Origin of the sequence: Bacillus sp. 16GRE42, assembly GCF_019837435.1 — a bacterium.
GTDB lineage: Bacteria > Bacillota > Bacilli > Bacillales > Bacillaceae_G > Bacillus_A > Bacillus_A wiedmannii.
In genome coordinates this window covers 1,544,181-1,569,062 of sequence record NZ_JADAXF010000001.1, presented here as the reverse complement: position 1 = coordinate 1,569,062, position 24,882 = coordinate 1,544,181, and the positions used below count along the sequence as shown (strand labels likewise).

Annotated in this window: 28 protein-coding genes and 2 riboswitches; of the genes, 17 read left to right on the top strand and 11 right to left on the bottom strand. The window is 35.5% G+C overall.

The window, feature by feature from the left end:
• The first annotated feature begins 76 nt into the window (after window positions 1-76).
• The 3 genes from ptsG (at window position 77) to ptsP (ending at window position 4,252) form a co-directional block, all read left to right on the top strand.
• Window positions 77-2,140: a PTS glucose transporter subunit IIABC gene (gene ptsG, locus ILS93_RS08020; protein ID WP_098102737.1), complete on the top strand. Its 2,064-nt coding sequence runs from the start codon at window positions 77-79 to the stop codon at window positions 2,138-2,140.
• Window positions 2,141-2,276: 136 nt separating this feature from the next.
• Window positions 2,277-2,540 (top strand): phosphocarrier protein HPr, encoded by a 264-nt coding sequence (gene ptsH, locus ILS93_RS08015; RefSeq protein ID WP_000411080.1) that lies wholly within the window; start codon window positions 2,277-2,279, stop codon window positions 2,538-2,540.
• The gene (ptsP, locus tag ILS93_RS08010) at window positions 2,540-4,252 is read left to right on the top strand and encodes a phosphoenolpyruvate--protein phosphotransferase (RefSeq protein WP_000174214.1); all 1,713 of its coding nucleotides are present in this window, start codon (window positions 2,540-2,542) and stop codon (window positions 4,250-4,252) included. Before ptsH ends, ptsP begins: the two co-directional genes overlap by 1 nt.
• 97 nt (window positions 4,253-4,349) lie before the next feature.
• On the opposite strand, the gene ILS93_RS08005 is transcribed toward ptsP, so the two are convergent.
• The 3 genes from ILS93_RS08005 to ILS93_RS07995 form a co-directional block, all read right to left on the bottom strand.
• The gene (locus ILS93_RS08005) at window positions 4,350-4,718 is read right to left on the bottom strand and encodes a DUF3915 domain-containing protein (protein ID WP_060749672.1); all 369 of its coding nucleotides are present in this window, start codon (window positions 4,716-4,718) and stop codon (window positions 4,350-4,352) included.
• Between the two features lie 196 nt (window positions 4,719-4,914).
• On the bottom strand, window positions 4,915-5,133 hold the full coding sequence (locus ILS93_RS08000; RefSeq protein ID WP_000100492.1) for a hypothetical protein: 219 nt from the start codon (window positions 5,131-5,133) through the stop codon (window positions 4,915-4,917).
• 290 nt (window positions 5,134-5,423) lie between these two features.
• On the bottom strand, window positions 5,424-6,041 hold the full coding sequence (locus ILS93_RS07995) for a nitroreductase family protein (RefSeq protein ID WP_000180385.1): 618 nt from the start codon (window positions 6,039-6,041) through the stop codon (window positions 5,424-5,426).
• Between the two features lie 329 nt (window positions 6,042-6,370).
• On the opposite strand from ILS93_RS07995, the gene ILS93_RS07990 reads away from it, so the two are divergent.
• From ILS93_RS07990 to ILS93_RS07975, 4 genes are all read left to right on the top strand, one after another.
• A complete protein-coding gene (locus ILS93_RS07990) occupies window positions 6,371-7,663 on the top strand; it encodes a GGDEF domain-containing protein (protein WP_142289346.1) in 1,293 nt (430 codons plus the stop codon).
• Between the two features lie 90 nt (window positions 7,664-7,753).
• Window positions 7,754-8,890, top strand: a complete 1,137-nt coding sequence (locus ILS93_RS07985) for a serine hydrolase (protein WP_000591954.1) — start codon at window positions 7,754-7,756, stop codon at window positions 8,888-8,890.
• A gap of 4 nt (window positions 8,891-8,894) precedes the next feature.
• Window positions 8,895-9,773 (top strand): NAD(P)-dependent oxidoreductase, encoded by an 879-nt coding sequence (locus ILS93_RS07980; protein ID WP_000440180.1) that lies wholly within the window; start codon window positions 8,895-8,897, stop codon window positions 9,771-9,773.
• Between the two features lie 5 nt (window positions 9,774-9,778).
• On the top strand, window positions 9,779-10,111 hold the full coding sequence (locus ILS93_RS07975) for a DUF3909 family protein (RefSeq protein ID WP_088047222.1): 333 nt from the start codon (window positions 9,779-9,781) through the stop codon (window positions 10,109-10,111).
• A gap of 42 nt (window positions 10,112-10,153) precedes the next feature.
• Here ILS93_RS07975 and ILS93_RS07970 read toward each other — a convergent pair whose 3' ends face one another.
• The 6 genes from ILS93_RS07970 to ILS93_RS07945 all read right to left on the bottom strand — a co-directional run bounded on the left by ILS93_RS07970 (window position 10,154) and on the right by ILS93_RS07945 (window position 15,176).
• On the bottom strand, window positions 10,154-10,429 hold the full coding sequence (locus tag ILS93_RS07970; RefSeq protein ID WP_000054671.1) for a hypothetical protein: 276 nt from the start codon (window positions 10,427-10,429) through the stop codon (window positions 10,154-10,156).
• A gap of 308 nt (window positions 10,430-10,737) precedes the next feature.
• Window positions 10,738-11,250 (bottom strand): 1,2-dihydroxy-3-keto-5-methylthiopentene dioxygenase, encoded by a 513-nt coding sequence (locus tag ILS93_RS07965; protein WP_000057324.1) that lies wholly within the window; start codon window positions 11,248-11,250, stop codon window positions 10,738-10,740.
• Window positions 11,228-11,866, bottom strand: coding sequence for a methylthioribulose 1-phosphate dehydratase (locus ILS93_RS07960; protein WP_088047225.1), 639 nt, complete (start codon window positions 11,864-11,866; stop codon window positions 11,228-11,230). Before ILS93_RS07960 ends, ILS93_RS07965 begins: the two co-directional genes overlap by 23 nt.
• Window positions 11,863-12,522 carry a 2-hydroxy-3-keto-5-methylthiopentenyl-1-phosphate phosphatase gene (mtnX, locus tag ILS93_RS07955; protein ID WP_000027482.1) on the bottom strand — a complete coding sequence of 220 codons (660 nt, stop codon included), beginning with the start codon at window positions 12,520-12,522 and terminating at the stop codon, window positions 11,863-11,865. The genes ILS93_RS07960 and mtnX overlap by 4 nt, the downstream gene beginning before the upstream one ends.
• Window positions 12,519-13,763, bottom strand: coding sequence for a 2,3-diketo-5-methylthiopentyl-1-phosphate enolase (gene mtnW, locus ILS93_RS07950; RefSeq protein WP_088047226.1), 1,245 nt, complete (start codon window positions 13,761-13,763; stop codon window positions 12,519-12,521). The genes mtnX and mtnW overlap by 4 nt, the downstream gene beginning before the upstream one ends.
• Before the next feature lie 64 nt (window positions 13,764-13,827).
• Window positions 13,828-13,933: riboswitch (SAM riboswitch) on the bottom strand.
• A 64-nt stretch (window positions 13,934-13,997) separates the two neighbouring features.
• Entirely contained in the window at window positions 13,998-15,176 is a 1,179-nt protein-coding gene (locus ILS93_RS07945) for a pyridoxal phosphate-dependent aminotransferase (RefSeq protein ID WP_064474907.1), read from the bottom strand.
• A 99-nt stretch (window positions 15,177-15,275) separates the two neighbouring features.
• Here ILS93_RS07945 and ILS93_RS07940 point away from each other — a divergent pair, with 99 nt between their 5' ends.
• The 4 genes from ILS93_RS07940 to ILS93_RS07925 all read left to right on the top strand — a co-directional run bounded on the left by ILS93_RS07940 (window position 15,276) and on the right by ILS93_RS07925 (window position 18,805).
• A complete protein-coding gene (locus tag ILS93_RS07940) occupies window positions 15,276-16,055 on the top strand; it encodes a carbon-nitrogen family hydrolase (RefSeq protein ID WP_064474908.1) in 780 nt (259 codons plus the stop codon).
• Between the two features lie 71 nt (window positions 16,056-16,126).
• Window positions 16,127-16,269, top strand: a riboswitch (SAM riboswitch).
• Window positions 16,270-16,360: 91 nt separating this feature from the next.
• Window positions 16,361-17,542 (top strand): S-methyl-5-thioribose kinase, encoded by a 1,182-nt coding sequence (mtnK, locus tag ILS93_RS07935; RefSeq protein WP_088047228.1) that lies wholly within the window; start codon window positions 16,361-16,363, stop codon window positions 17,540-17,542.
• The gene (mtnA, locus tag ILS93_RS07930) at window positions 17,539-18,600 is read left to right on the top strand and encodes an S-methyl-5-thioribose-1-phosphate isomerase (RefSeq protein ID WP_222660287.1); all 1,062 of its coding nucleotides are present in this window, start codon (window positions 17,539-17,541) and stop codon (window positions 18,598-18,600) included. The genes mtnK and mtnA overlap by 4 nt, the downstream gene beginning before the upstream one ends.
• Window positions 18,601-18,667: 67 nt before the next feature.
• The gene (locus ILS93_RS07925) at window positions 18,668-18,805 is read left to right on the top strand and encodes a YvrJ family protein (protein WP_000393342.1); all 138 of its coding nucleotides are present in this window, start codon (window positions 18,668-18,670) and stop codon (window positions 18,803-18,805) included.
• 94 nt (window positions 18,806-18,899) lie between these two features.
• Here ILS93_RS07925 and ILS93_RS07920 read toward each other — a convergent pair whose 3' ends face one another.
• Window positions 18,900-19,676, bottom strand: a complete 777-nt coding sequence (locus tag ILS93_RS07920) for a 3-hydroxybutyrate dehydrogenase (protein ID WP_064474910.1) — start codon at window positions 19,674-19,676, stop codon at window positions 18,900-18,902.
• A 195-nt stretch (window positions 19,677-19,871) separates the two neighbouring features.
• Here ILS93_RS07920 and ILS93_RS07915 point away from each other — a divergent pair, with 195 nt between their 5' ends.
• The 3 genes from ILS93_RS07915 to ILS93_RS07905 are packed head-to-tail and all read left to right on the top strand — an operon-like array spanning window position 19,872 to window position 21,749.
• The gene (locus ILS93_RS07915; protein WP_000107987.1) at window positions 19,872-20,204 is read left to right on the top strand and encodes a PadR family transcriptional regulator; all 333 of its coding nucleotides are present in this window, start codon (window positions 19,872-19,874) and stop codon (window positions 20,202-20,204) included.
• Window positions 20,204-20,971: a DUF1129 domain-containing protein gene (locus ILS93_RS07910; protein WP_064474911.1), complete on the top strand. Its 768-nt coding sequence runs from the start codon at window positions 20,204-20,206 to the stop codon at window positions 20,969-20,971. Before ILS93_RS07915 ends, ILS93_RS07910 begins: the two co-directional genes overlap by 1 nt.
• A 13-nt stretch (window positions 20,972-20,984) precedes the next feature.
• Window positions 20,985-21,749 carry a DUF1129 domain-containing protein gene (locus ILS93_RS07905; RefSeq protein WP_064474912.1) on the top strand — a complete coding sequence of 255 codons (765 nt, stop codon included), beginning with the start codon at window positions 20,985-20,987 and terminating at the stop codon, window positions 21,747-21,749.
• A gap of 160 nt (window positions 21,750-21,909) precedes the next feature.
• Here ILS93_RS07905 and ILS93_RS07900 read toward each other — a convergent pair whose 3' ends face one another.
• A complete protein-coding gene (locus ILS93_RS07900; RefSeq protein WP_048562415.1) occupies window positions 21,910-22,527 on the bottom strand; it encodes a hypothetical protein in 618 nt (205 codons plus the stop codon).
• Window positions 22,528-22,688: 161 nt separating this feature from the next.
• Between ILS93_RS07900 and ILS93_RS07895 the strand changes: the two genes are divergently transcribed.
• The 3 genes from ILS93_RS07895 to ILS93_RS07885 all read left to right on the top strand — a co-directional run bounded on the left by ILS93_RS07895 (window position 22,689) and on the right by ILS93_RS07885 (window position 24,857).
• Complete coding sequence (locus tag ILS93_RS07895) at window positions 22,689-22,982, top strand: DUF3928 family protein (protein WP_000288329.1); 294 nt, start codon at window positions 22,689-22,691, stop codon at window positions 22,980-22,982.
• 110 nt (window positions 22,983-23,092) lie between these two features.
• Window positions 23,093-23,542 (top strand): NUDIX hydrolase, encoded by a 450-nt coding sequence (locus ILS93_RS07890; RefSeq protein ID WP_142315323.1) that lies wholly within the window; start codon window positions 23,093-23,095, stop codon window positions 23,540-23,542.
• Window positions 23,543-23,681: 139 nt separating this feature from the next.
• On the top strand, window positions 23,682-24,857 hold the full coding sequence (locus ILS93_RS07885; protein WP_000552069.1) for an acetyl-CoA C-acetyltransferase: 1,176 nt from the start codon (window positions 23,682-23,684) through the stop codon (window positions 24,855-24,857).
• Window positions 24,858-24,882 lie beyond the last annotated feature (25 nt).

Genomic DNA, 24,882 nt, shown 5'->3' with positions numbered 1-24,882 from the left:
GTTCTATCTTTTTTTCCTCATGTCTTTTTGGCGTTTGTCGGAAGGTATCAATATAGATAAGAGAGGAAGGGTTTCCATGTTTAAGAAGATCTTTGGTGTTCTTCAAAAAGTCGGAAAAGCGTTAATGCTTCCAGTAGCGATTTTACCGGCAGCAGGTATTTTACTTGGATTTGGTAATGCATTTCAAAATCCACAGTTAACAAATGTTATTCCTGCTTTAAAAGCAGATTGGTTCGTAATGGTAGCAAAAATTATGGAACAATCTGGTGATATTATTTTCGCTAACCTTGCATTATTATTCGCAGTTGGGGTAGCAATTGGTTTAGCTGGTGGAGACGGAGTAGCTGGATTAGCAGCGTTCGTCGGCTACTTAATTATGAACAAAACGATGAGTGTGTTCTTAGAAGTAGATAAGCTAGTGAAAGTAACAAGTTCTGGAGCAGACCCAGTAAAAATTGGATTTACAGATCCAGCATATGCAAACGTATTAGGAATTCCAACGCTACAAACGGGAGTGTTTGGTGGTATTATCGTCGGTATAGTAGCCGCATATTGCTACAATAAATACTTCAACATTGAATTACCATCATACTTAGGTTTCTTCGCAGGTAAGCGTTTCGTACCGATCGCAACTGCAACATTCTCTTTAGTAGTAGGTATAATCATGTGTTTCATTTGGCCATACATTCAAGGTGGCTTAAATACGTTCTCACATCAAATGATTGATGCAAATAGAACATTAGCAGCATTCATATTCGGTTTAATTGAACGTTCATTAATTCCATTTGGATTACATCACATTTTCTATTCACCGTTCTGGTTCGAATTCGGTCAGTATACAAATGCAGCTGGCGAATTAATCCGTGGTGACCAAAAAATCTTTATGGCACAGTTAAAAGACGGTGTAGAAATAACAGCAGGTACATTTACAACTGGTAAGTATCCGTTCATGATGTTCGGTCTTCCAGCAGCAGCATTAGCAATGTACCATGAAGCACGTCCTGAAAATAAAAAATTAGCAGCGGGTATTTTAGGCTCTGCTGCATTAACATCTTTCTTAACAGGTATTACAGAACCACTTGAATTTTCATTCTTATTCGTAGCACCAGTACTGTTCGGAATTCACGCAGTATTCGCTGGTCTATCATTTATGACAATGCAAATTTTAGGTGTTAAAATTGGTATGACATTCTCTGGTGGTTTAATCGACTTTATGTTATTCGGTGTACTACCAGGCCGTACAGCATGGTGGTGGGTAATTATTGTTGGTCTTGTACTAGCAGTTATTTACTACTTCGGATTCCGCTTTGCAATCCGTAAATGGGATTTAAAAACACCTGGTCGTGAAGTAGCAAATGCGAATGACGGCGCAGGTAAAACAGAAGCAGGAGAACTTCCACGTGAAGTATTAGTAGCACTTGGTGGTAAAGAAAACATTGCTTCTTTAGACGCTTGTATTACTCGTTTACGTGTTCAAGTTAACGAACAAAAGAATGTAAACAAAGATCGCTTAAAAGAGCTTGGAGCAGCTGGTGTACTTGAAGTTGGAAATAACATTCAAGCTATTTTTGGACCGAAATCTGACACATTAAAATCACAAATTCATGATATTATGTCAGGTCGTACACCTCATGTTGAAAAAGAAGAGCCTGTAAAGGTAGAAGAAACTCCTAAACAAGTTGATGAAAACGAAACAATCGTATCACCAATTGAAGGGAAAATCTTATCGATTACAGAAGTACCTGATCAAGTATTCTCAGGAAAAATGATGGGAGACGGATTTGCAATCGAGCCAACAGAAGGAACAGTAGTTTCTCCAGTTAACGGTGAGATCGTCAACGTATTCCCTACAAAGCATGCAATTGGTATTCAATCTGAAGGCGGAAAAGAAATTTTAATCCACTTCGGTATTGATACTGTAAAATTAAATGGTGAAGGTTTTGAAGCACTTGTAGCACAAGGCGACAAAGTGAAACAAGGACAACCATTATTAAAAGTAGATCTTGCATTTGTAAAAGAAAATGCACCATCTATCATTACACCAATTGTCTTTACGAATTTACAACAAGGACAACAAGTCGAATTGAAAAAAGATGGAAATGTTAAGAAGGGCGAAAACGCTATTATTGACATTCAGTAGGAATTTGACGCAAAATGTTTATAATTATAATAGGCGATGTGGTTGACCGAACATCGCCTATTATATACAATAGATGATGTAGTACTCACGTCTATACAACTAAAAAAATACTGTAATTTAAAGGAGATAAATTATCATGGAAAAAATCTTTAAAGTAACTAGCGACTCAGGAATTCATGCTCGTCCAGCAACTCTACTTGTAAACACTGCAAGCAAATTTGGTTCTGACATTAACTTAGAGTATAACGGAAAAAACGTTAACTTAAAATCAATCATGGGTGTTATGTCTTTAGGCATTCAACAAAACGCAGAAATTAAAATCACTGCAAATGGTGATGATGCAGCTCAAGCACTAGCAGCTATCGAAGAAACTATGAAAAACGAAGGATTAGGAGAATAATGACTCTTAATATTCAAGGGATCGCTGCATCAAGTGGGATTGCTATTGCAAAGGCTTTCAGACTTGAGAATCCTGAATTTAACATCGAAAAGAAATCAATTACAAACGAAGCTGCTGAAATTGCACGCTTAGACGCTGCGCTTGAGAAAGCAAAAACTGAATTAGAAGCAATTAAGGACCATGCTTTTGCTGAGCTGGGTGCTGATAAAGCTGCGATCTTTGAAGCACATTTATTAGTGTTAAATGATCCAGAACTAGTAAACCCAGTAAAAGATAAAGTAAATAGTGAAAAAGTAAATGCTGAATTTGCAATGGATGAAGTTGCATCAATGTTTATTTCTATGTTTGAAAACATGGATAACGAATATATGAAAGAACGTGCTGCGGACATTCGTGACGTAACAAAACGCGTTCTTGCACATTTACTAGGAATTAACTTCTCAAACCCTGGTACAATTTCTGAAGAAGTAATCATCATTGCTGAAGATTTAACACCATCTGATACAGCTCAGTTAAACCGTAAGTATGCAAAAGGTTTTACAACTGATATCGGTGGACGTACATCTCACTCTGCAATTATGGCTCGTTCTATGGAAATTCCTGCAGTTGTTGGTACGAAAGTTGTTATGGAGAAAATCCAAAACGGCGATATCGTAATCATCGACGGTTTAGATGGAGAAGTAATTGTAAATCCATCAGAAGAAACTCTTCGTTCTTTTGAAGAAAAGAAAGCGAAATTTGAAGAGCAAAAAACTGAATGGGCAAAATTAAAAGACCAAGCTACTGTAACAAGTGATGGACATCACGTTGAGCTTGTTGCAAATATCGGAACACCAAATGATGTACAAGGTATTATCGATAATGGCGGAGAAGGCGTTGGTTTATACCGTACAGAATTCTTATACATGGGCCGTGACAATCTTCCAACAGAAGAAGAGCAGTTCGAAGCGTATAAAGCAGTTCTTGAAGGTGTAAAAGAAGGTCAACCTGTTGTTGTTCGTACACTTGACATCGGTGGAGATAAAGAGCTTCCATACTTACATTTACCAAAAGAAATGAACCCATTCTTAGGATACCGTGCAATTCGCTTATGCCTTGATGAGCAAGATGTGTTCCGTACACAACTTCGTGCATTACTTCGTGCTAGCGTATACGGTAACTTAAAAATTATGTTCCCAATGATTGCAACTCTTGATGAGTTCCGTCAAGCGAAAGCAATCTTATTAGAAGAGAAAGCGAAACTTGTAGAAGCGGGTACAACTGTTTCTGATTCTATTGAAGTGGGTATGATGGTTGAAATCCCAGCTTCAGCAGTATTAGCAGATCAATTCGCAAAAGAAGTTGATTTCTTCTCTATCGGAACAAATGACTTAATCCAATACACAATGGCTGCAGACCGTATGAACGAACAAGTAGCTTACTTATACCAACCGTATAACCCATCTATTTTACGTCTTGTAAAAATGGTTATTGATGCGGCTCATAAAGAAGGCAAATGGGCTGGTATGTGTGGTGAGATGGCGGGAGATTCACTTGCTATCCCATTATTATTAGGATTAGGTTTAGATGAGTTCAGTATGAGTGCAACATCTATTCTTCCTGCAAGAACACAACTAAGCAAGTTGTCAAAAGCAGAAATGGAAACATTAGCAGAAAAAGCACTAATGATGTCAACTGCTGAAGAAGTTGTTGAACTAGTTAAAAGCATATAATTAATAAAAAAACCTGAGTCGATTTGAAATCGGTCTCAGGTTTTTTCTATGAGAAAAGTAACTCTTATTTTCTTACTATAGAGGATAAGACACAGAACTAGATAGCGATAGCAACGATATCAGTTGGGCATACACGTAAAATACCATTAAAAGTATTACGTTGACGGTTCTTATCATCTTTGTCGTTGTCTTTATCATCTTTATCATTATTGTTACGAGCTAAAGCAGAGAAAAGAGCAACGCCGTTAGCGAAACCTTCAAAAATTACATTGTTGAAAGATCCAATACCTTTAATGCTTAAAAGAGAAAGTTCTGTTCCAACTGAAATGCTAGCAAGTACGTTACATACAGCTGGTTGTTGTGGTTTTACCTCTCTCTCTTTCTCGCGATGGTCACGATGGTCGCACTCTCTTTCACGATGATGACAGTCTCTAAAGTTATCACAGCATCCAAATGATCCAAACATAATCCTCATCACCCCCTTCACACTTATAATCTATGTAAGTTCGGTAGTTAGTGACTGGACAGAGAGTGGAATTTTTTATGGGGGATTTTCTCATTTTAAAAGACTAGCTGGGTGTTTAGTACGGAATGATGTTTAAAATAGGGGAAATATCACAAAAAAGTGTAAAGACCACCGAAATGAATGAAATAGGTAGGCTTTACACTTTTTTACTTTTATATAAAACGATGATATATACAGGGAGAGCTAAGAGTAGTGGTGCAATGGATCTTGCAGTATGTTTTTCTGCGTCTAATTGGAACGTTTCTTCTTTTGGGAATTGTAACACTGATATGTTTGTAGCATCGCCAATAAAATATAACAGTAGTACAGTTACTATGTAACTTAAAAGTGCGATAAAGCTTCCGTATGAACTCAATGAAAATCCCTCTCTTGTTATCTATTTGTTATCATTGTATCATAATTGTAACAAAAACACACGGTTATATTTCGATACTTTAACAAAATTCGACACGAAACGCCATTTATGTGTATGGGAATAGCATGAAATTTACTATTTTTTTATGTATAGATGTCGAATGATACATTGTAATATTACGGGTGTGTGACAAAAGAAAAAGAAACGAAGGTAATGAAATTACCTTCGTTTCTTTTTTATCCCGTATTAACAGCCAGTAAGCCCCTCACATTGATTAAAGGTTCACTTTATTATTTTGCCCATTCACTCACTTGTTCTACGCTCATTCGTGGTGCAGGATGACCTTTTAAAGTTGATTCACCAATTGTAATAAGCATAATTGGTACGTAACGAGATGAAACATTGAATTCTTCTGTAAGTGCTTGTGGGTTGAAACCACCAATAGCACAAGTATCCCAGCCAGTTGCTTTAGCCGCAAGCATAAGTTGCATTGCTGCTAAAGATGCATTTGAAAAGGCTGCATCTCTTGGAAATTGTTCACGAGCATATGCAGACTCAATATTTTTAGCTAAGCGCTCTTTTGCTTCTTCTTTCATAAATCCTTGTTCTACAATTGGACCATAAACTGGTTCAACGTTTTTATAAGCTTCTAAATCACCTAAAATAGCGACTACAGCAGAAGCATCAAGTATTTGTTGCTGGTTATAAGCAATTGGATGCAATCGTTTCTGTACATCTTCACCTTGGAATACAAGGAATTTCCAGTGCTGCAAGTTCCAAGCAGAAGGTGCTTGAGCAGCTCCCTTTAAAATCTCGTGTAACTCTGTAGATGAAATTTCTTTCTCTGGGTTGAATGCACGTGTAGATGTGCGTTCGTATAGAACATTAAAAAAGTTGTCGTTTGTCATTATATATCCTCCAAGTAACATATCAAATTATAAAAAATACATGTAATATATTCTACTTACATTTTGTAAGTTGTCGAATTTAAGAATATAATATCTTTATTTTAATTGTCAAGTTTTAAAGAGGAAGCTAGGGCATTCATACAAACGATACAATTCCTATCATCATACACTAAAAAAGGAATTTATAGAGAAAAAGCGAAGAGAGCATTCTCAATTAGCTTGTTAATATGTGTCCCTTACTCATTAAAGTATTTAGAGAACAGTCTTTTTATAAAATGTTTGTGAGGAATGCAGTAGAACAAGATATATGAAGTGAGTGAAGACTAGTGATGAACATACTACATTTTTTATTAGAGAATACGGTTTTCCAAAATGTATTACAAGATCTTCAGTTAAATGTCCTTTATATAGAAAATGGATGCACACATCAACAAACGATAGAAAATATTCATCCAAAATGTATGTTTATAGCAAATAGTTTTGAAGAAGGAGAATTATTGTATCAGAGGACTAAACCACATATTGTAATTATGTATGTAACAGATTTTTCTCAAATAAAATATATAAAGAATATGTATAATCCACAGAGTACATTTATTGTCATTTGGGATCAACAAATAACAAGCGAGTTTACAGAGGTGCTTACGTTAGGAATACGTAATATTGTGATAGCCCCTGTGACCCCACAAATGGTGTTAGAGGAAGTGAATAAGAGTTTGTATCAGCTTTCTTTAGTGCGGCAAGTAAGTTTGCAACAAGAACTACTTCAAACGATGTTTGATTTTCAAAATGATCTATTATTTATAGTAGAAGACGATGAGATTGTTGATTGTAATACAAATTTTTTAGAGTTTTTCGGATATGAAAATTTATTTGCCTATCGTGAGCAACATTTAGTATTTGCTGAACATTTTATTAGAGAAAACGGATACTATTCAACAACCCATGATATAACATGGTTAGATGATACATTATCATATGATAGAAGAATTAAGATGTCCAATTATGAAGGAGAAGTGTCAACTTTTTTATTGCGTGCGACACCACTGCCAGAAGATTTATCAAGATTTATTGTGAAGTGTACAGAGATTACAGAATTAGATGAAATCTATCAAGAACAAGAAAGGCTTGCTATGATAGATTCGTTAACAGAGATTTATAATCGTTTGAAGTTCCAACAAATACTAGAGGCAGAATGGGATAATGCAATGCGTAACGATGAAAAAATAGCACTTATTTTATTTGACATAGATAATTTTAAAACAGTAAATGACACGTACGGCCATGATTTTGGTGACTTAGCATTAATTCAGCTTGCAGAGCTTATGAAATCTAAAGTGGAGCAGCAACATGTATTTGCAAGGTGGGGAGGAGAAGAATTTATTATATTAGTAACGAATACAGTAGAAAAAGAAGCATTTCAGGTTGCGGAATCATTACGATTTTTCATTGAAACAAAGCATTTCTCCGGAATTTCGAAATTAACAGCGAGTTTTGGAGTCGCGTTATATGAACAAGGGATTACAAGAGAAGAATTAATGCAACGAGCGGATATCGCATTATATGAAGCGAAAAAAAATGGAAAAAATCAAGTGTGTGTATATAGAAAAGAAAAAAAGTGATTTTTCGCAACAAATTGTTGCGATTTTTTTTTATTGTTTGATAATAGAATGTGGGGGGGATTTTGGACGAAGGAATTATGGAGGAACAACATGATAAAAAAAATAATGACGATGGCTTCGCTGTCTGCTGTAGTTTGTGGTGGAGTATACTATTTTCTCTATAATCCCAATATAAAGGAAAGCACTGTATTAACAACTAAGGTGAATCCTACTATTGAATCAGAAGTACAAGAGAATATAGAAGAAAAAGAAGAACAACAAATTGATTATGCTAGTATATCTCAAAAGTTAGATCAATATTTAATAGGAAAGCAATTTAATGGAACAGTTTTAGTAACAGATAAAGAGCATGTTATATTGAATAAAGGATATGGATATGCTGATGTTCAAAATAAGATAGAAAATACGCCTCAAACAAAATATCGTGTCGGTTCTATTACGAAAACAGTCGTGGCCACATCTATTTTACAGCTGCAGGAACAAGGGAAGTTAAATATTCAAGATAATGTAAATAAATATATTCCCTCTTTTCCGGTAGATAAAAATATCACCTTATATCATTTGTTAACACACACATCAGGTTTACCAGAAAGCGGAAAAGGAAAAGTGAATGCAGCTTCTCGTATAAATTTAGTAAATTGGATTGGAAGTCAAAAGTTAGAATTTCCACCAGGCGCAGGTTGGAGATATACAGATTATAATTATATGGTGCTTGCCTATATTATAGAAAGCATATCAAAAAAACCTTTAGGAGATTACATAAAAGAAAATATATTTACTAAAGCAGAAATGCATGAATCTGGTATGGGAAATATGGCTCAGGGAGATCAGCATTTTACTAAAGGATATGTAAAGAAAGAGAATGTACTTGAACCTGCACAAAAATTGTTAATGGAGTGGTTATACGGATGCGGTGAGATGTATACGACAGTTGGCGATATGAAGAAGTTAGACGAAGCGATTATAAATGGGAAACTTCTTTCTGAACAAAGTAGACAAGCGATGTTTTCACCTTCAACAGAACGAAAATATGCATATAGTTTTTACATATATCCGGATTATTTTCATAATCATGGTGTACTATCTGGTTGGAACACTTTCAATAATTTTAATAAAGAAAAAGGCACTTTTGTTATATTATTTTCAAATGTGAAAAATAGTATAGATGATGATTTTAATAATGAGTTTCGAAAGATGGTAAGTGATTTATTAGAACAAAGGGGATGAGAAAATGGAACGTAAAAATGTATCAATAGGTTTCATCGGTATTGGTGTAATGGGAAAAAGTATGGTGCGTCATTTAATGCAAGACGGCTATCAAGTATATGTATATAATAGAACGAAAATGAAGACAGACTCTTTAGTGCAAGATGGTGCGAATTGGTGTGATACACCGAAAGAGTTAGTGAAGCAAGTTGATGTTGTAATGACTATGGTTGGATATCCACATGATGTAGAAGAAGTGTACTTTGGGATAGATGGGATTTTGGAGAATGCAAATGAAGGTACGATAGCAATTGATTTCACGACATCTACACCAACATTGGCAAAACGTATTAATGAAACCGGTAAAAGTAGGAATGTATATACGTTAGATGCGCCTGTATCTGGAGGAGACGTTGGTGCGAAAGAAGCAAGGCTCGCAATTATGGTCGGTGGTGAAAAAGAAATATATGAAAAATGTTTACCGTTATTTGAAAAACTAGGAACAAACATTCAGTTGCAAGGACCAGCTGGAAGTGGACAACATACAAAAATGTGCAATCAAATTGCGATTGCTTCTAACATGATTGGAGTATGTGAAGCTGTTGCTTATGCAAAAAAAGCTGGACTAGATCCGGATAAAGTATTAGAAAGTATTTCAACGGGAGCAGCAGGTAGTTGGTCATTGAGTAACTTAGCTCCTCGAATGTTAAAGGGAGATTTTGAACCAGGGTTTTATGTAAAGCACTTTATGAAAGATATGAAGATAGCTTTAGATGAGGCTGAAAAATTACAATTACCAGTACCAGGTTTAAGTTTGGCGAAGGAATTGTATGAAGAGTTAATAAAAGATGGGGAAGAGAATAGCGGAACACAAGTGTTATACAAAAAATACATAAAGGGGTAAATGAGATGGATCTTCAAAAATTTGATGAGATGATTGATACTGTACAACGAGCAATTTGTATACAAATTAATGAAAAACAAAAAGAAGCTTTTAAACAAAAGTATGATTTTGAGCCGGAATTCGAATATGGAAGAGATGAGAATGGGCATTATGTTATTCGAACTTCAAAAAAGATGTTAGAAGAAATGGATTTTTATTTGGCATTGAAATATGATCGAGATGGAGTTGACCTTTATATGCAAGCAGAGATTGACGGTATATGTCACGTATCTGTTAGCTATAGTGAAGACGTCTTGCACCTACAAGAATTGTTTCAATTTCTAGAAGAAAATAAATAAAAGTCCTCAAATGAGGACTTTTATTTATTTTTAATTTTAAAATTATAAGCTAGAAGCCCGGCGACATCGTTCGATTGGGAATGGAATAACTTGCGCGATGTGATTAGGACCGAATTGCTTTGCACGAGCATGGCGTACTATATAAAATGCACACAGAATTGAAACAGGAATAGCACCGAATAAGCCGAAAAATAAAGCGCTTACACAAGATGCGACAAAACCTAAAACACCAACTTCCAACTCTTCCATAATAGCTCCTAGAATAACAGGAAGTGCTCCACACGTAACCCCTAGTATAAGTGCGATAAGTAAACTCATGATTATCCTCCTCTGTTTGCGATATTCTTTTCCTTTTTATTTAATTGTAGTATATCATATACAAAACAGAATTTTCAGAAAAAATTCAAAAAAAGTTCAATAAATGTTCAAAAAGTGTTAAAAAATTCGCTTAAAACATAGAAGGGGGGAGATTGTTTTGGAATAGACGGAATCATATGCTTGAGAAAATAAAAAATCAGGCTTATTTCATTTTTGGAAATAAGCCTGTTCCATAGGAGGATGTATATATGTAGAGTGAATAAAAGGTTGGAAAAGGGGATCCAAGTCCTTTTATTCAACTAACTACCTTAATAAATTGGAACCCAGCCTTCAGTTGTAACAAAAATACGAATAGCTACAACTTGACGATCATCTTGCAAGGTAAAATAATGTCTTGCATTTTCAGGAACAGATATGAGATCGCCTGGCTCAAGTTCAACGTCAAAGAATTTCCCATCTTTTCCTTCAATAGCAAAGATGCCATGACCACTAACAATAAAGCGAACTTCATCATCAGTATGATGGTGTTCTTTTTGGAAATTAATTAATAATTCGTCAAGGTTAGGTGTGCTATTTGAAAGTGAAATTACATCATGTGCTTTATAACCTCGGCGCGCTGAAACATCAGCGATTTCTTTTGAAAACACAGCTAATATTTCAGCCTTGTTTTCATCTGTTAACGAATAATTTTCATTTAAATAAGTAGGAAGTTTAGAGATGTTCCATTTCTCATATAAAACGCCTTCCTCTTGTAGAAATTTAGATACTTCCACTTCATTTTCGATGCGAGTATTTACTTCATGAATACGAATTTGCGCCATTAGAAACGCCTCCTTGAATTGATAATAGTTTTATATGAAATTGGAATAAAAACTCATAAGCTTCTAATCTTTTCTTTGCATCAAAGCTATCTCGGCCCCATACGGTAATACCATGGTTACGGATCAATACTGCTCCCGAATCTCCTTGTATATGCTTTCGGAAGTTTTCTCCAAGCGTTGGGATATGGGCATGGTTTTCGATAATAGGAATGTGAATTGTTGCACCTTCTTCCCAAATATCGAGAGCTTTAATAATTTCTTGATTTTGAAGGACGACTGCATCACTGTATAAATTTGTGATGACATTATTATCAGTTGTATGAACATGAAGTACGCACCCAGCATTCGTATTGTTATAAATATGGGTATGCAATATTGTTTCTGCTGAAGGGCGTAATTCAGTCTCTAATACGGGAAGCCCTAGATGATCTACTAATAGAAAATCATCTGGAGTAGTTTTTGTTTTATCTTTACCACTTGCTGTAATAAGAAAAGTAAGTGGCTCATGACTAACCTTTATAGAAATATTACCACTCGTTGCTGGAAACCAATTTCGTGTTGTTAATTCTTTTTTTATCTCGCTTAAGTCATACCATTGACGAAAAAGTTGTTTCATGATTTCACCTCCAACAAATGTTTTAATTGGGTTTGAACATCGTGAAATGTTTCAAACGGTGTATAAGCAATATAATTCTCTTCACACTTTGTAATAAGGAAGTCACGAGCAAATACTTTATCTGCTTGTTTCGCAGCTTGTAAATCAGTAATTGAATCTCCAATTACAATATGGAAGTCATTCGTATCACTTAATTTACGGATTAAAGATGATTTACATAATCCGCAATGATTTTGACAATGATGATCACAAGGATGAGGCCACTTAACTGTAATGAATTCATTTGAAAAGTCTGTTTCATTACAGTAAATTTGCTCTTTTGGAATGATTCCTTGTAAGAGTGGATAGACGAAGAAATCCATTCCACCTGATATAACGTAAAAAGAAATGTTATTTTCATTTACAAATTGTATAAATTCATGAAAACCACTACGGATTTCAGCAGTTTCTATTAAAAATTGAATCATATCATCGTGTAGACTAGTAGGTATTAATTGAAATAATTGAGAAACACCTTCTTGAATAGACAGCTCTTGTGATAAAATTCTATTCTTTACTTCTTCGGCTTCTGGTGGTGCAAATTTTTCCATAATGGACATAATGTTATCATTATTTGTAATCGTGCCATCAAAATCACAAAATACTTGAATACTCATAATTTCACCCCATGAGAGGGATTTCCCCATATTTGTAGTGCACTATGCAAATTTATGTCATCTACTTCATGGAGTGGTGTATTTTGCAAAGTAGCATCAATTGCAGTACGGAAAGCTTTACCGCCCCCTTGCGCTCCACTCGGATGTCCATGTACCCCGCCGCCAGCATTAATAACAACATCTTTACCGAAATCTCGTAGAATAAAGGGAACGAAACCAGGGTGAATACCAGCAGACGGAACAGAAAAACTCTTCTTGAAAAATGCATCGTCTTCAGTTAAATATTTTGAGATAGCAAGAGCCTCCTCTTTTTCTAGTGCAACACTTCCGTATGGAGATGGGAATAATGAAAAGTCAGCACCAGCATAACGTAGTAGCTTTCCTAGTAATAATGGAGAGGAAACTCCATATAACTTGGATGCTGAATAAGCACCACTTACAGCAGGGTGTGCCATAATAGGAACTGGGATTTCATTATCTTCTGCAAGTGATTGTAGTACATCTAGTCCGTAAGCAAATACATTAAATAATAGAATATCTGCCCCAGCTTGCACTGCGCGTTTCGCATTTTCTTTTAAATCAAAAGTTCGTCCTGTTAAATTTACGGCATATAACGTTTTATGTCCGTATGTTTCATATACTGAGTCTAAAACTTCTTTTCCAGATACAATGCGTTTCGTAAGTGGTGTTAATGTATTCTCAAATAATATTTCATCATCTTTTACTATATCTACACCACCAATTGCTTGATCGCGTAATTGCGTTTTTAAATACCCAATATTTCGTCCAATCATTCCTTTGAAAATGCTCATTAAAAGGGGACGCTCATGCACTTGTAAAAGATTTCGAATGCCATCTATCCCGAATTTCGGACCAGGGAAATACTGTTTTAACTCGTCTGAAAATGTTAAGTCGATTAATTTCACTTCGCCATCAAGTGATAGCTTTCCGAATGTAGTTGTTAAAATTGCTGGTAAGTCTGGACTGAAGTTTAATAACGGATATTCGATTTTAATAATCCCACGTTTAACTTTTTTACGTAAATACGAATTGGTATGTTCTTGTTCAGCTAATTCCTCAACATGAATGACGTTGCCTTTATGCTGTTTTAATTGTTCTTGCAATAAGTGTGGCAAATGAGTCCAAGAGCCAATTGTTAAACCGAGTGCAATTTGCTCAGCTTTTTTTTCTAAGTTATGTGAATCATCATGGATTAAATACGTCGCTATAATTCCGCTCATTGTTAAAACCTCCTAGTTAAATAAAAAAACCTCTCAGCTAAGGAGAGGTTTTTTTACAACCAGCTCCTTATCTGTCAGCGTAATGCTGCGAGAATTAGCACCGTGTCTACAATTGTAGATCGGTTGCCGGGTTTCGTCGGGCTCGTCCCTCCACCTGCTCTTGATAAGAAGTATTTAGAAATGTTTAAATTTTTAAGATAACTGAATTTTGTCAGATATTTTTCATGTTGTCAATTACTTTTTGAAAAAATTTAATTTATCAATTCGATTAATGGCTTCTCGTAATCTATCTTCTGTATGCAAGAGACCAACACGGACATACCCTTCGCCATGCTCACCAAATCCAACACCAGGAGCAACTGCAACGTGTGCTTTTTCTAGTAAAATATCAGAAAATTGCTCAGATGTATATCCTTTCGGAACAGGAAGCCATGCAAAGAATGAGCCTGTTGGAATGTCTACATTCCAACCAATTGAGTGACAAGCTGAAACAAGAGCGTTTCTTCGAGATTCGTAACTATTTACAAGGTCTATTACGCAAGACTGTGAACTTAATAGTGCTTCGCGGGCAGCATCTTGAACTGCACCAAAAATACTAACATACATATGATCTTGTAATAAGTTAATTGTCTCAATCACACTTTCATTCCCCACAGCAAAAGCGATGCGCCATCCAGCCATATTGAAAGTTTTCGATAGAGTGTAAATTTCAATACCTGTATCTTTAGCACCGTCTGCTTGCAAGAAACTAACAGGTTTTTGACCATCGAATCCAATCGCACCGTAAGCAAAATCATGAATGACTAATATATTATGTTTATTAGCAAAATGAATGGTTTCATCAAAGAAATCTTTTGATGCAGTAGCACCGGTCGGATTATTTGGATAGTTTAAAAACATTAACTTTGCACGCTCAGCGGTAGTGGCATCAATTTTTGTATAATCTGGTAAAAAATTATTTTCTGCAATAAGCGGCATTGTTTCAAATTGTGCTTTTGCTAAAGCAACTCCTGATAAATAATCTGGATAGCCTGGATCTGGAACGAGAATAGTATCACCAGGGTTTGTAAAACAAAGTGGTAATTCTACTAATCCAGCTTTTCCACCAAACAAAATAGCAACTTCTGTTTTTGGATTTACTACTACATCATATTCGCGTTGATAGAATGTTGCCACGGCTTCTTTTAAACTTTCGTGTCCGCGAAATGGTGGATATTTATGATGAATGGTCTTTTCAGCAGCATCTTGTAAAGCTTTTACGATATGCTGCGGTGTTGGTTGATCTGGATTACCTTGACCTAGATTAATAACATCGTGACCTGCTGCTACGACTTTGTTAACTTTTGCAACAAGTGAAGCGAAAAATTGTGTAGGCAATGATGTTACTATCTCAGAAGGTTGAAATAATTTCATACTTTCCACCTCTTTTGAAAGTTGTTACAATTCTAGTGACAAATGATATAATCTTTCCAGTATTTTGTAAAGAAAAAAATTAAGAATGGGGCTGACAAAATGAAAGTCGCATGTATTCAAATGGACATTGTCTTTGGAGATGTAGAAAAAAATATTGAGAATGCTAAAAATAAAATAAGCGAAGCGATGAAGGAAAGACCAGACGTTATTGTCTTACCAGAATTATGGACAACGGGATATGATTTAACGAGGCTTACTGAAATTGCAGATAGGGATGGATTGCAAACGAAAGAAAAGCTGAAAGAATGGTCGAAGCAATATGGTGTACATATTGTCGGTGGGTCTATAGCGAAGCAAACAGAGCAAGGTGTTACAAATACAATGTATGTGGTAAACAAGGAAGGAGAACTAGTCAATGAATATAGTAAAGTGCATTTATTTCAGCTTATGGATGAACATAAATATTTAATCGCTGGAAATAGTACAGGTGAATTTAAGTTAGATGATGTAGAGTGCGCCGGCACAATTTGTTATGACATTCGTTTTCCGGAGTGGATGCGCGTTCATACTGCGAAAGGTGCAAAAGTTTTATTTGTTGTAGCAGAATGGCCATTAGTTCGTTTAGCACATTGGCGTTTGCTATTGCAAGCAAGAGCAGTTGAAAATCAATGTTATGTTGTTGCATGTAATAGGGCAGGGAAGGATCCGAGTAATGAGTTTGCCGGTCATTCTCTAATTGTCGATCCTTGGGGCGAAGTTGTTGTAGAAGCGAATGAAGAAGAATCAATTTTATTTGGAGAGCTTCATTTTGAGAAAATTAAAGAAGTACGCAAAGGAATTCCAGTTTTTGCAGATCGTCGTCCAGAATTATACAAATAAAATGTTGACAAGTGATTTTTATTCTTGGTATAGTCTTCAACATAAAGTTAAAAATTCAAAAAATTATACAACTCTTATCAAGAGCAGGTGGAGGGATTTGGCCCGATGAAGCCCAGCAACCGACCGTAATACCATTGTGAAATGGGGCGTTTATTTACGCCAAAAGGCACGGTGCTAATTCCAGCAGAAAGTAAACCTTTCTGGCAGATAAGAGGGGAGAAGATAAACTTCAAACCTCTTTCTTTGTGGAAAGAGGTTTTTCTACGTCAGAAAAACCTCTGAATTTAAAAAAGGGGGAGAAGACGATGGGATATTATTCATTAACTGAAACGACAGCTATACAATATGCGAAAGAACACGGTTATTTTGAAAAGAAAGCAAATGTAGTTTGTCATGAAATTGGAGATGGAAATTTAAATTACGTGTTCAAATTAGATGATGGAGAGAAGTCTATTATAATAAAACAAGCACTGCCATATGCGAAAGTAGTTGGTGAGAGCTGGCCACTGTCTATAAAAAGAGCGACGATTGAAAGTAAAGCATTACAAATTTTTGCGAAGTATGTGCCGGAATATGTGCCGGTAGTGTACAGTCATGATGAAGAGTTAGCAGTAACGGTCATAGAAGACTTATCAAGGCTAACAATTACAAGAAAAGGATTAACAGATGGAGAGGAGTACCCACTTTTATCCCAACATATTGGTCGCTTTCTAGCACATGTTTTGTTTTATACTTCAGATTTCGGTTTACAATCAGAAGAGAAAAGAGTGTTAGATAGTGAATTTGTTAATCCAGATCTTAGTAAAATTACGGAAGATTTAGTGTTTACAGATCCGTTTAGTCATTATGATACGAATGATTATGAACCAGAGTTACAACTAGCGGTGGATGAACTGTGGAGTGACAAAAATTTAAAATTAAAAGTAGCACAGTATAAATATAAGTTCTTAACAAGAAAAGAAGCGCTTATTCATGGTGATTTACATACTGGTAGTATTTTTTCATCACCTGCTGAAACGAAAGTAATTGATCCAGAATTTGCAACATACGGTCCATTTGGATTTGACCTTGGTCAATTTATTGCAAATTTATTATTAAATGCACTATCCCGTGAAGAGGAAAAAAGAAGTGTGCTATTTTTCCATATTGAGAAAACATGGAGTTATTTTGTAGAAGCTTTTACGAAATTATGGATTGGAGAAGGCGTAGAAGCATATACGAAAGAGAAACAATGGTTGCCAATTATTTTGCAAAATATTTTTACGGATGCCGTTGGATTTGCTGGATGTGAGCTTATACGTAGAACAATTGGTTTAGCACATGTAGCTGATTTAGATGAAATAGCAAATAAAGAAACGAGAATCCAAGCTAAAAAACAAGCGCTATCCTTAGGTAAAGAACTAATAAAATATGAATCTAAGAGCGCTGACATTCAACTGTTCCGAACGTTATTTCAACAGACAGTTTCTGGAGGGGTAAAAGCATGAGTACAATGGTTACTGTTCCGAGGTCTGTCAGTTGGAAAGGTGATGCCATTGCAGTATTAAATCAAACAAAGTTGCCGCATAGTACAGAATACAAAACATTAACGACGATTGAAGAGGTATGGAAAAGTATTGTCATGCTAGAAGTACGAGGAGCACCTGCAATTGGAATTGTAGCTGCATTTGGTTTGGCGCTTGCATCAAAAAAATATAATACTGTACATATGGAAGAATTTCAAAAGAAGTTTAATAGAGATTGTAATTATTTAGGAACGTCACGCCCGACAGCAGTCAATTTATTTTGGGCAATCGATCGTATGAGAGAATCCATTGGAGAAATTACTAAAATAAAAGAAGCACAAAAAATATTAGAAGAAGAAGCACTTCTCATTCAGCAAGAAGATGAAGCGGTATGCCGGAGTATTGGAGAACATGCATTAACATGCTTTAAAGACGGTGATAACATTTTAACAATTTGTAACGCTGGAAGTATTGCAACTGCTAGATATGGTACTGCATTAGCACCGTTTTATATTGGGAAAGAAAAAGGTGTACGTTTACATGCGTATGCATGTGAAACGAGACCGGTTTTACAAGGCGGGCGTTTAACGACATGGGAATTAAAACAGGCAAATATTGATGTAACACTTATTACAGATAATACGGCAGCGCATGCTATTCAAACGAAAGAAATAAACGCAATTATTGTAGGAGCGGACCGAATTGTCGCAAATGGAGATACAGCAAATAAAATCGGAACAATGAATTTAGCTATATTAGCAAAGTATTTCGATATTCCATTTTACGTTGCAGCTCCGTTATCTACGTTTGATATTACGAAACAAATAGGTACAGACATTGTTATTGAAGAAAGAGATGAAACCGAAGTTACGAAAATTTTTGAAAAACAAGTGGCGCCAATTGGAACTAATGTTTATAATCCTGCATTTGACGTAACACCGAATGAATTAATTACAGGTATTATTACTGAAAAAGGCATCATACATGGAGATTATAAACGGGAAATTGCATCATTATTTGAAAGACAAGCTAATACATAATAGCTTGTTTTTTTATGCCTAAATGTATTTCGTACTCTTATTTATATAATGAAAGGGGGAGAGAAAAATGGAAGAGTGGATCAGGATGATAGGTAATGTAGGGTTTCCGATTGTTGTAACATTATATTTACTCCATCGTATTGAAAGTAAATTAGATGGGGTAATTGTTGCAATCGAGAAACTCCCTAAACAATTACTAAAGTAGGAAGGTCCTCGCGATAGAAAGTAAAATAAAGTTTGCTCTTCGTGAGCAAACTTTATTTTTTACCCCGCATTAATGGGAAGTAAAAGCCTTCACTTTATTGAGCAGTATAACCACCATCGATAACAACGGCTTGTCCAGTTATACCTCTTGCTTTTTCACTCGCTAAAAACATAGCATAATCAGCGATTTCTTGTACTTGCAATAAGCGTTTTTGTGGTACAAGTGGATAAATAACATCTTCTAAAACATTTTTAAGTGGTACATTTCGTGTAGTAGCTAAATCTTGTAGTTGATTACGTACAAGAGGGGTATCGACATAACCAGGACAAAGCGCATTAACGGTAATTCCGTGAGTAGCGCCTTCTAAAGCGGCAACTTTTGTTAATCCGATTACGCCATGCTTCGCGCTATTGTAGGCGGATTTTCCCGCAAATCCAACGAGGCCATTAATGGAGGCTACATTAATAATTCGGCCATACTTTTGTTTTTTCATGATTGGGAAGGCATGCTTAATTGCGATAAAAGGAGCGATTTGCATAATTTTAATAAGCAGTTCGAACTTTTCGGTTGGAAAATCTTCAATTGGTGAAACGTGCTGCATTCCTGCGTTGTTAATTAATATATGTAATGAACCGAAATGCGTAACGGTTTGAGAAATTGCAGCGGTAATTTCTTCTTCAGATGTAACATCACATTTTAAACCGATAGCTTGATAGCCTTCTTTTTGTAATTGTTCAGCAGCTTCTTTTGCACGTTCTTCAAGACGATCGGTAATAACAACTTTTGCACCTTCTTTTGCAAAAGCGTTTCCCATTTCATAACCAATGCCACTTGCAGCGCCTGTTAAAAAAACAACTCGATTTGTAACCATGATGAAAAACATCCCTTCGTCATAAAGTTCTCATATTGCTCTATTTAGAGAGTGGATAATGAAAATCCTGCAAAGAATTGGAAAAATATCGTTAGCTATCTTGTTTTGCAAAATAGTCTCTGCTATACTATTTTGTAAAGCAAGATACTTACGCTTATCTATCTTGTAAAACAAGATAGTGGGAGGATTTGAATTATGTCGACAAGTCAAATGCTGAAAGGGATTTTAGAAGGATGCTTACTTGCTATTATTTCTGAAGGTGAAATATACGGTTATGAAATGAGTGAAAAGCTAGCGAAGTATGGCTTTACAATGGCGAGTGAGGGAAGTATTTATCCGTTATTAATACGAATGCAAAAGGAAGGATTAATAACAAGTGTAATGAAGGAATCTCCATCTGGCCCAAAGCGAAAATATTATACATTAACAGAAAAAGGCGAGGAAGCACTTAATGAATTTATGGATCGCTGGGAAGCGATGCAAAGTAGTGTAGAGCGTCTACTTGAAGGGAAGGGGAGAAAAAAATAATGATATCCAGTGAAGCACGAAAGTTTTTATTAGATATGAGATTATTTTTAGTGGCAAAGGGTGTGAAAGAAAGCGATATTGAAAATTTTATAGAAGATGCAGAACTCCATTTAATTGAGGGTGAGAGTGATGGGAAAAGTGTAGAAGATATTTTCGGAAGCTCACCGAAAGAATATGCAAATGAACTTGTAAAAGTAATGGAAAAGGATAGACAGGAAACGTGGAAGCAAATTGGTTTTACAGTAATGAATATCGTATCGTTTTGGATTATTGCTTCTATCTTAATAGTGAATAACGGAATGTTACAGATTTCACTTATTCAGTGCATTGGCTATAGCTTTACATTGATCGTAGCTGTAATGGGTCCTAATTTTCTACTTCGTAAAATGACCTTCGTAACAAGCTTTACAAAAACATGGTTTTCTATGTGGTTTTTAGTCATGATTGCGCCAATGTTTCTAATAGGAGTTGTTACGATATTAGATGTAATATATCCTACAAAAATGCTCACATTCACCGAAATGCAAAGTTATATATTAGCTGGAGGTATTTTTATTATCACAATAGGGATAAATTTGTATTTTGAAGGATGGTTTAAAAACTTATATTTAATCATTCCGCTTTCAATTATGTTAGTGTTTAAAACATTTACATCAGAAGATCTCGTACCAATGTTATTTCAAATTATATGTTTATACGGAAGTTTGTTTATTTTAATTTTCCTTGAAATTATGATGAAGACGAATAGAAAAGAAACGGTTAAATAAGGGAGAGGTTATCATGCAAATTTCTAAAGAAGGAGAAAAGTTTTTAATCGATACAAAAGTGTATTTAATAACAAAAGGAATGAAAGAAGAAGATGTGGACGCTTTTATAGAAGATGCAGAACTTCATTTAATAGAAGGTGAGAAAGAGGGAAAGACGGTAAGCGATATATTCGGTGATTCACCAAAAGAATATGCGGAAGAATTAGCGAAAGAAATGGATAAGGATAAAGGCGGGAGTATAAAGAGTATTCTTGCCATGATAATTGGTATTGGCGGATATTGGATATTAACTCATATTTTATTTAATAATCCGAATCAGCAATTTATACTAACGAATATACAGTTAATTGGCTATCCTATCGTCTTAATCATTATGATTATTGGAACCATTGTTGCGTTTAGAATGTCTTCTTTTAAAAATAAATTTGTAGAGTTCGGGATTATTTACATAATGGTAATGGTTCCCATTTTATTATTAGTATTATTGATGTTTATTGATAAATGGTACGGGACACCTATTTTGCAATTGTCGACAATGCAAACATATATATTAGCAGCAAGTATCTTTTTATTGCTTTTCGTTGGAGAAGTGTATGTTCTTGGTTGGATAGGTGTTTTGGTGCTACTTGTTCCTTTAGCGATTATGTTTATATTTAAAGGATTAGAAGAAAAAAATGTATTTTGGGGAATTGCAAAGATATTACTTATGTATGGAAGTATATATGGATTAATGAGATGGTCTTTAAAAATTGAAGAGAGAAAAAGTATAAACGAGTAGTTCAAAAAAAGTGGCTGCTCTGGATATACAATAAATTATTTCCAAAGAAATACTATATTTTGATTTTAAGAGAGATTACGCTTAGATGTATAGTGTATCCTTTGGCAGCCGAGAATTGGTTTGTTGATTAAATAAGTTGTTTTAAACAGTAACATGACAGTTACTGTTTTTTTCTTTGTAATAAAGAGCTTTGTAAAGAGAGCTCTTTTTGTTCGTTTGTTAATAAGGAATGAATATGGACGTTTTCAGGACGAGGTACGATAGGGTACATAAGATTTGTTGGAGAAGGATGGTGCTCCGAGCCAGTTGGGGAATGAGGATCTGCGTGAGTAAGTTTTCCGTGAATACGTCTTGTAAATAAAATATGACCGACTTCGTGAGCGAGCGTGTATATATTTTTCATGGGGGCAGCCGAGTTTGTTAAAACGATATAACCAGTAAGTTGCTGTTGTTTTGCTAAAGAGTAAGCGCAGGCAATTACGGCTGTTTCTTTGAAATAATCACTGCCAATATAACAAATGTAAAGGTCGCATTCAGGAGCTTCATTTACACACGTTTGGAAAAAGGATGCTAATTTTTCCTGACTTTGAATAGAATTTTTATAACTAATTTCACGGTCAGAAAAACGAAAAAGTTCATTTAAAATAATTACGTCTTTAATTTGAAATGTAATGGGGTGCCAAATTGATTCTGCAACTGCTAAATCTTTTGCGATACGGTCATCAGAAATATTGGCGCCTGGAGTAATGCAAATACATATATTGACGTATGGATCCATAAGGAACACCTCAACTGAAAAAAATTCTTCCTATAATATATGTTGGGAAAAGACCCTATGTATGGATAAACGCCTTGTTTATTACAAGTCGAAAAAATTTCATAGTTCTATAACGTAGTGTGATCATCTTTTTGATATAGTAAAGGAAAGGGGGAGAATATATGTATACATTAAAAATCGTTTCAGACAGAGAAGCTCTTTATCAATTTGCAAGTTATGTAAGAGTTGTGCAAGGGGTGGAAGATGTATATGTAGAGGTGGGAGAACCTTTATATGAACATCCATTAATGAAGTTTTATGTACATATTAAGCTGGGGGAAACATATGAGCAACATAAAGCGTTACAAGAAATAGCAAGATTAGTAGAATTAGGGCGTTTTACATACGTTCATTATCGTAATGATGAAATTGAAGAAGCTTTTGAAGCTGTAAAATATGAAAGTTTTAAGAAATAAAAATGGAAAAAAGGAAGCGAAAGCTTCCTTTTTTTTCTTGGAAATTACATCAACAAAAGGAGAAAAATTTTGTTATGATAAGGGAGGGTGAGGAAAGGAGAATTTACATAATGGGGTATATTGAAGAGTTACGCAAAGTTGTTGGGACAAGACCACTTATTCTCGTTGGATCAGCAATAATTATACTAAATGATAATCAAGAAGTATTGCTTCAATATCGTTCAGATACATATGATTGGGGTGTACCTGGCGGCGCGATGGAACTAGGAGAAACGACGGAAGAAACTGCTCGCCGAGAATTATTAGAGGAGACGGGATTAACTGCAAAAATAATGCAATTTCTAGGTGTCTTATCAGGAAAGGAAGTATATTTCCGTTATCCTAATGGGGATGAAATTTTTAATGTTATTCATCTGTATCAGGGGCATCATGTGAGTGGAGAATTAAGGCTTGATCATGAGGGATTGAAGCTTCAATATTTTCCGGTAGATAAGTTACCAAAATTGAATGAAACGACAGAGAAAATTTCACAAAAATTTTTATATGCATTAACAGAATAGAAGGTTAATTCCTTCTATTTTTATTATATTAAATATTTTGATTTTTTAGTATGTTTATAGTATGATAGATGTAGACATACATCTTATGGAATTTCACCTAAAAACTGACTAGGGTACATAAGAGAGGGGCAAGTGCAAAATGCATAATGTTGTTATTACAGCTGCAGTTCGTTCGCCAATTGGAACTTTTGGAGGAGCGCTAAAAAATGTAACGCCAGTAGAATTAGCGGTTCCTGTACTTCAGGAAGCTGTAAAACGAGGCGGGGTAGAACCACACGAAGTTGATGAAGTAATTTTAGGTCATTGTATTCAAAGAACTGATGAAGCAAATACTGCAAGAACAGCTGCATTAGCGGCAGGATTTCCTGACACAGTTACGGGTTATACAATCCAACGCCAATGTTCTTCAGGTATGCAAGCAATTATGTCAGCTGCAATGCAAATTCAATTAGGTGTAAGTGATGTTGTTATTGCAGGTGGAGTAGAAGCGATGAGTTCGAGCCCTTATGCATTAAAACAGCACCGCTGGGGACAACGTCTACAGCACGGAGAAATTCGTGATACGGTGTGGGAAGTACTAGAAGATCCGATTCACCATATTATGATGGGTGAAACGGCTGAAAATTTAGTTGACCAATATGAAATTACAAGAGAGGAACAAGATGAAGTTGCGCTTCGTAGTCATACATTGGCACTACAAGCAATCGAGTCTGGATATTTTGACGAGCAAATTGTTCCTATTACGATAAAAGAACGTAGAAAAGAAATAGTATTTTCGAAGGATGAACATCCACGCGCAGATATTACAGCGGAAAAATTAGCAGGATTAAAACCAGCTTTCCGTAAAGATGGATCTGTAACGGCAGGGAATGCATCTGGCCTTAATGATGGAAGTGCGGTTCTAGTATTAATGAGCGAAGAAAAAGCGAAAGAAAAAGGCTTACAACCGTTAGCTAGAATTGTTGGATATTCAGTAGCTGGAGTAGATCCGAAAATTATGGGTATTGGACCAGCACCAGCAATTCGTAAAGGATTAGAAAAAGTAGATTGGTCATTAGAAGATGCTGATTTATTGGAAATTAATGAAGCTTTCGCGGCTCAATACCTAGCTGTAGAGAAAGAATTAGGTTTAGACCGTGAAAAAGTGAATGTAAACGGTAGCGGTGTAGGACTTGGACATCCAATTGGTTGTACAGGAGCTCGTATTACTGTAAGTTTAATTCATGAATTGAAGAGACGCGGTTTAGAAAAAGGAATTGCCTCTCTATGCGTCGGTGGCGGTATTGGGGTCGCATTATTTATAGAAGCACTATAAAAAAGAAGCAGCAATCGCTGCTTCT

Bases quoted from the DNA above. Each gene is read 5' to 3' on its own strand.
- ILS93_RS07925 (WP_000393342.1), top strand. From the start codon at position 18,668: ATGGAAGAGTGGATCAGGATGATAGGTAATGTAGGGTTTCCGATTGTT.
- ILS93_RS07885 (WP_000552069.1), top strand. From the start codon at position 23,682: ATGCATAATGTTGTTATTACAGCTGCAGTTCGTTCGCCAATTGGAACT.
- ILS93_RS07980 (WP_000440180.1), top strand. From the start codon at position 8,895: ATGGAACGTAAAAATGTATCAATAGGTTTCATCGGTATTGGTGTAATG.
- ILS93_RS07910 (WP_064474911.1), top strand. From the start codon at position 20,204: ATGATATCCAGTGAAGCACGAAAGTTTTTATTAGATATGAGATTATTT.
- ILS93_RS07960 (WP_088047225.1), bottom strand. From the start codon at position 11,866: ATGAAACAACTTTTTCGTCAATGGTATGACTTAAGCGAGATAAAAAAA.
- ILS93_RS07990 (WP_142289346.1), top strand. From the start codon at position 6,371: ATGAACATACTACATTTTTTATTAGAGAATACGGTTTTCCAAAATGTA.
- ILS93_RS07900 (WP_048562415.1), bottom strand. From the start codon at position 22,527: ATGGATCCATACGTCAATATATGTATTTGCATTACTCCAGGCGCCAAT.
- ILS93_RS07945 (WP_064474907.1), bottom strand. From the start codon at position 15,176: ATGAAATTATTTCAACCTTCTGAGATAGTAACATCATTGCCTACACAA.
- ptsH (WP_000411080.1), top strand. From the start codon at position 2,277: ATGGAAAAAATCTTTAAAGTAACTAGCGACTCAGGAATTCATGCTCGT.
- mtnW (WP_088047226.1), bottom strand. From the start codon at position 13,763: ATGAGCGGAATTATAGCGACGTATTTAATCCATGATGATTCACATAAC.
- ILS93_RS07965 (WP_000057324.1), bottom strand. From the start codon at position 11,250: ATGGCGCAAATTCGTATTCATGAAGTAAATACTCGCATCGAAAATGAA.
- mtnX (WP_000027482.1), bottom strand. From the start codon at position 12,522: ATGAGTATTCAAGTATTTTGTGATTTTGATGGCACGATTACAAATAAT.
- ptsP (WP_000174214.1), top strand. From the start codon at position 2,540: ATGACTCTTAATATTCAAGGGATCGCTGCATCAAGTGGGATTGCTATT.
- ILS93_RS07970 (WP_000054671.1), bottom strand. From the start codon at position 10,429: ATGAGTTTACTTATCGCACTTATACTAGGGGTTACGTGTGGAGCACTT.
- ILS93_RS07940 (WP_064474908.1), top strand. From the start codon at position 15,276: ATGAAAGTCGCATGTATTCAAATGGACATTGTCTTTGGAGATGTAGAA.
- ILS93_RS08005 (WP_060749672.1), bottom strand. From the start codon at position 4,718: ATGTTTGGATCATTTGGATGCTGTGATAACTTTAGAGACTGTCATCAT.
- ILS93_RS07890 (WP_142315323.1), top strand. From the start codon at position 23,093: ATGGGGTATATTGAAGAGTTACGCAAAGTTGTTGGGACAAGACCACTT.
- ILS93_RS07905 (WP_064474912.1), top strand. From the start codon at position 20,985: ATGCAAATTTCTAAAGAAGGAGAAAAGTTTTTAATCGATACAAAAGTG.
- ILS93_RS07975 (WP_088047222.1), top strand. From the start codon at position 9,779: ATGGATCTTCAAAAATTTGATGAGATGATTGATACTGTACAACGAGCA.
- ILS93_RS07995 (WP_000180385.1), bottom strand. From the start codon at position 6,041: ATGACAAACGACAACTTTTTTAATGTTCTATACGAACGCACATCTACA.
- ptsG (WP_098102737.1), top strand. From the start codon at position 77: ATGTTTAAGAAGATCTTTGGTGTTCTTCAAAAAGTCGGAAAAGCGTTA.
- ILS93_RS07985 (WP_000591954.1), top strand. From the start codon at position 7,754: ATGATAAAAAAAATAATGACGATGGCTTCGCTGTCTGCTGTAGTTTGT.
- mtnA (WP_222660287.1), top strand. From the start codon at position 17,539: ATGAGTACAATGGTTACTGTTCCGAGGTCTGTCAGTTGGAAAGGTGAT.
- ILS93_RS07915 (WP_000107987.1), top strand. From the start codon at position 19,872: ATGTCGACAAGTCAAATGCTGAAAGGGATTTTAGAAGGATGCTTACTT.
- mtnK (WP_088047228.1), top strand. From the start codon at position 16,361: ATGGGATATTATTCATTAACTGAAACGACAGCTATACAATATGCGAAA.
- ILS93_RS07895 (WP_000288329.1), top strand. From the start codon at position 22,689: ATGTATACATTAAAAATCGTTTCAGACAGAGAAGCTCTTTATCAATTT.
- ILS93_RS07920 (WP_064474910.1), bottom strand. From the start codon at position 19,676: ATGGTTACAAATCGAGTTGTTTTTTTAACAGGCGCTGCAAGTGGCATT.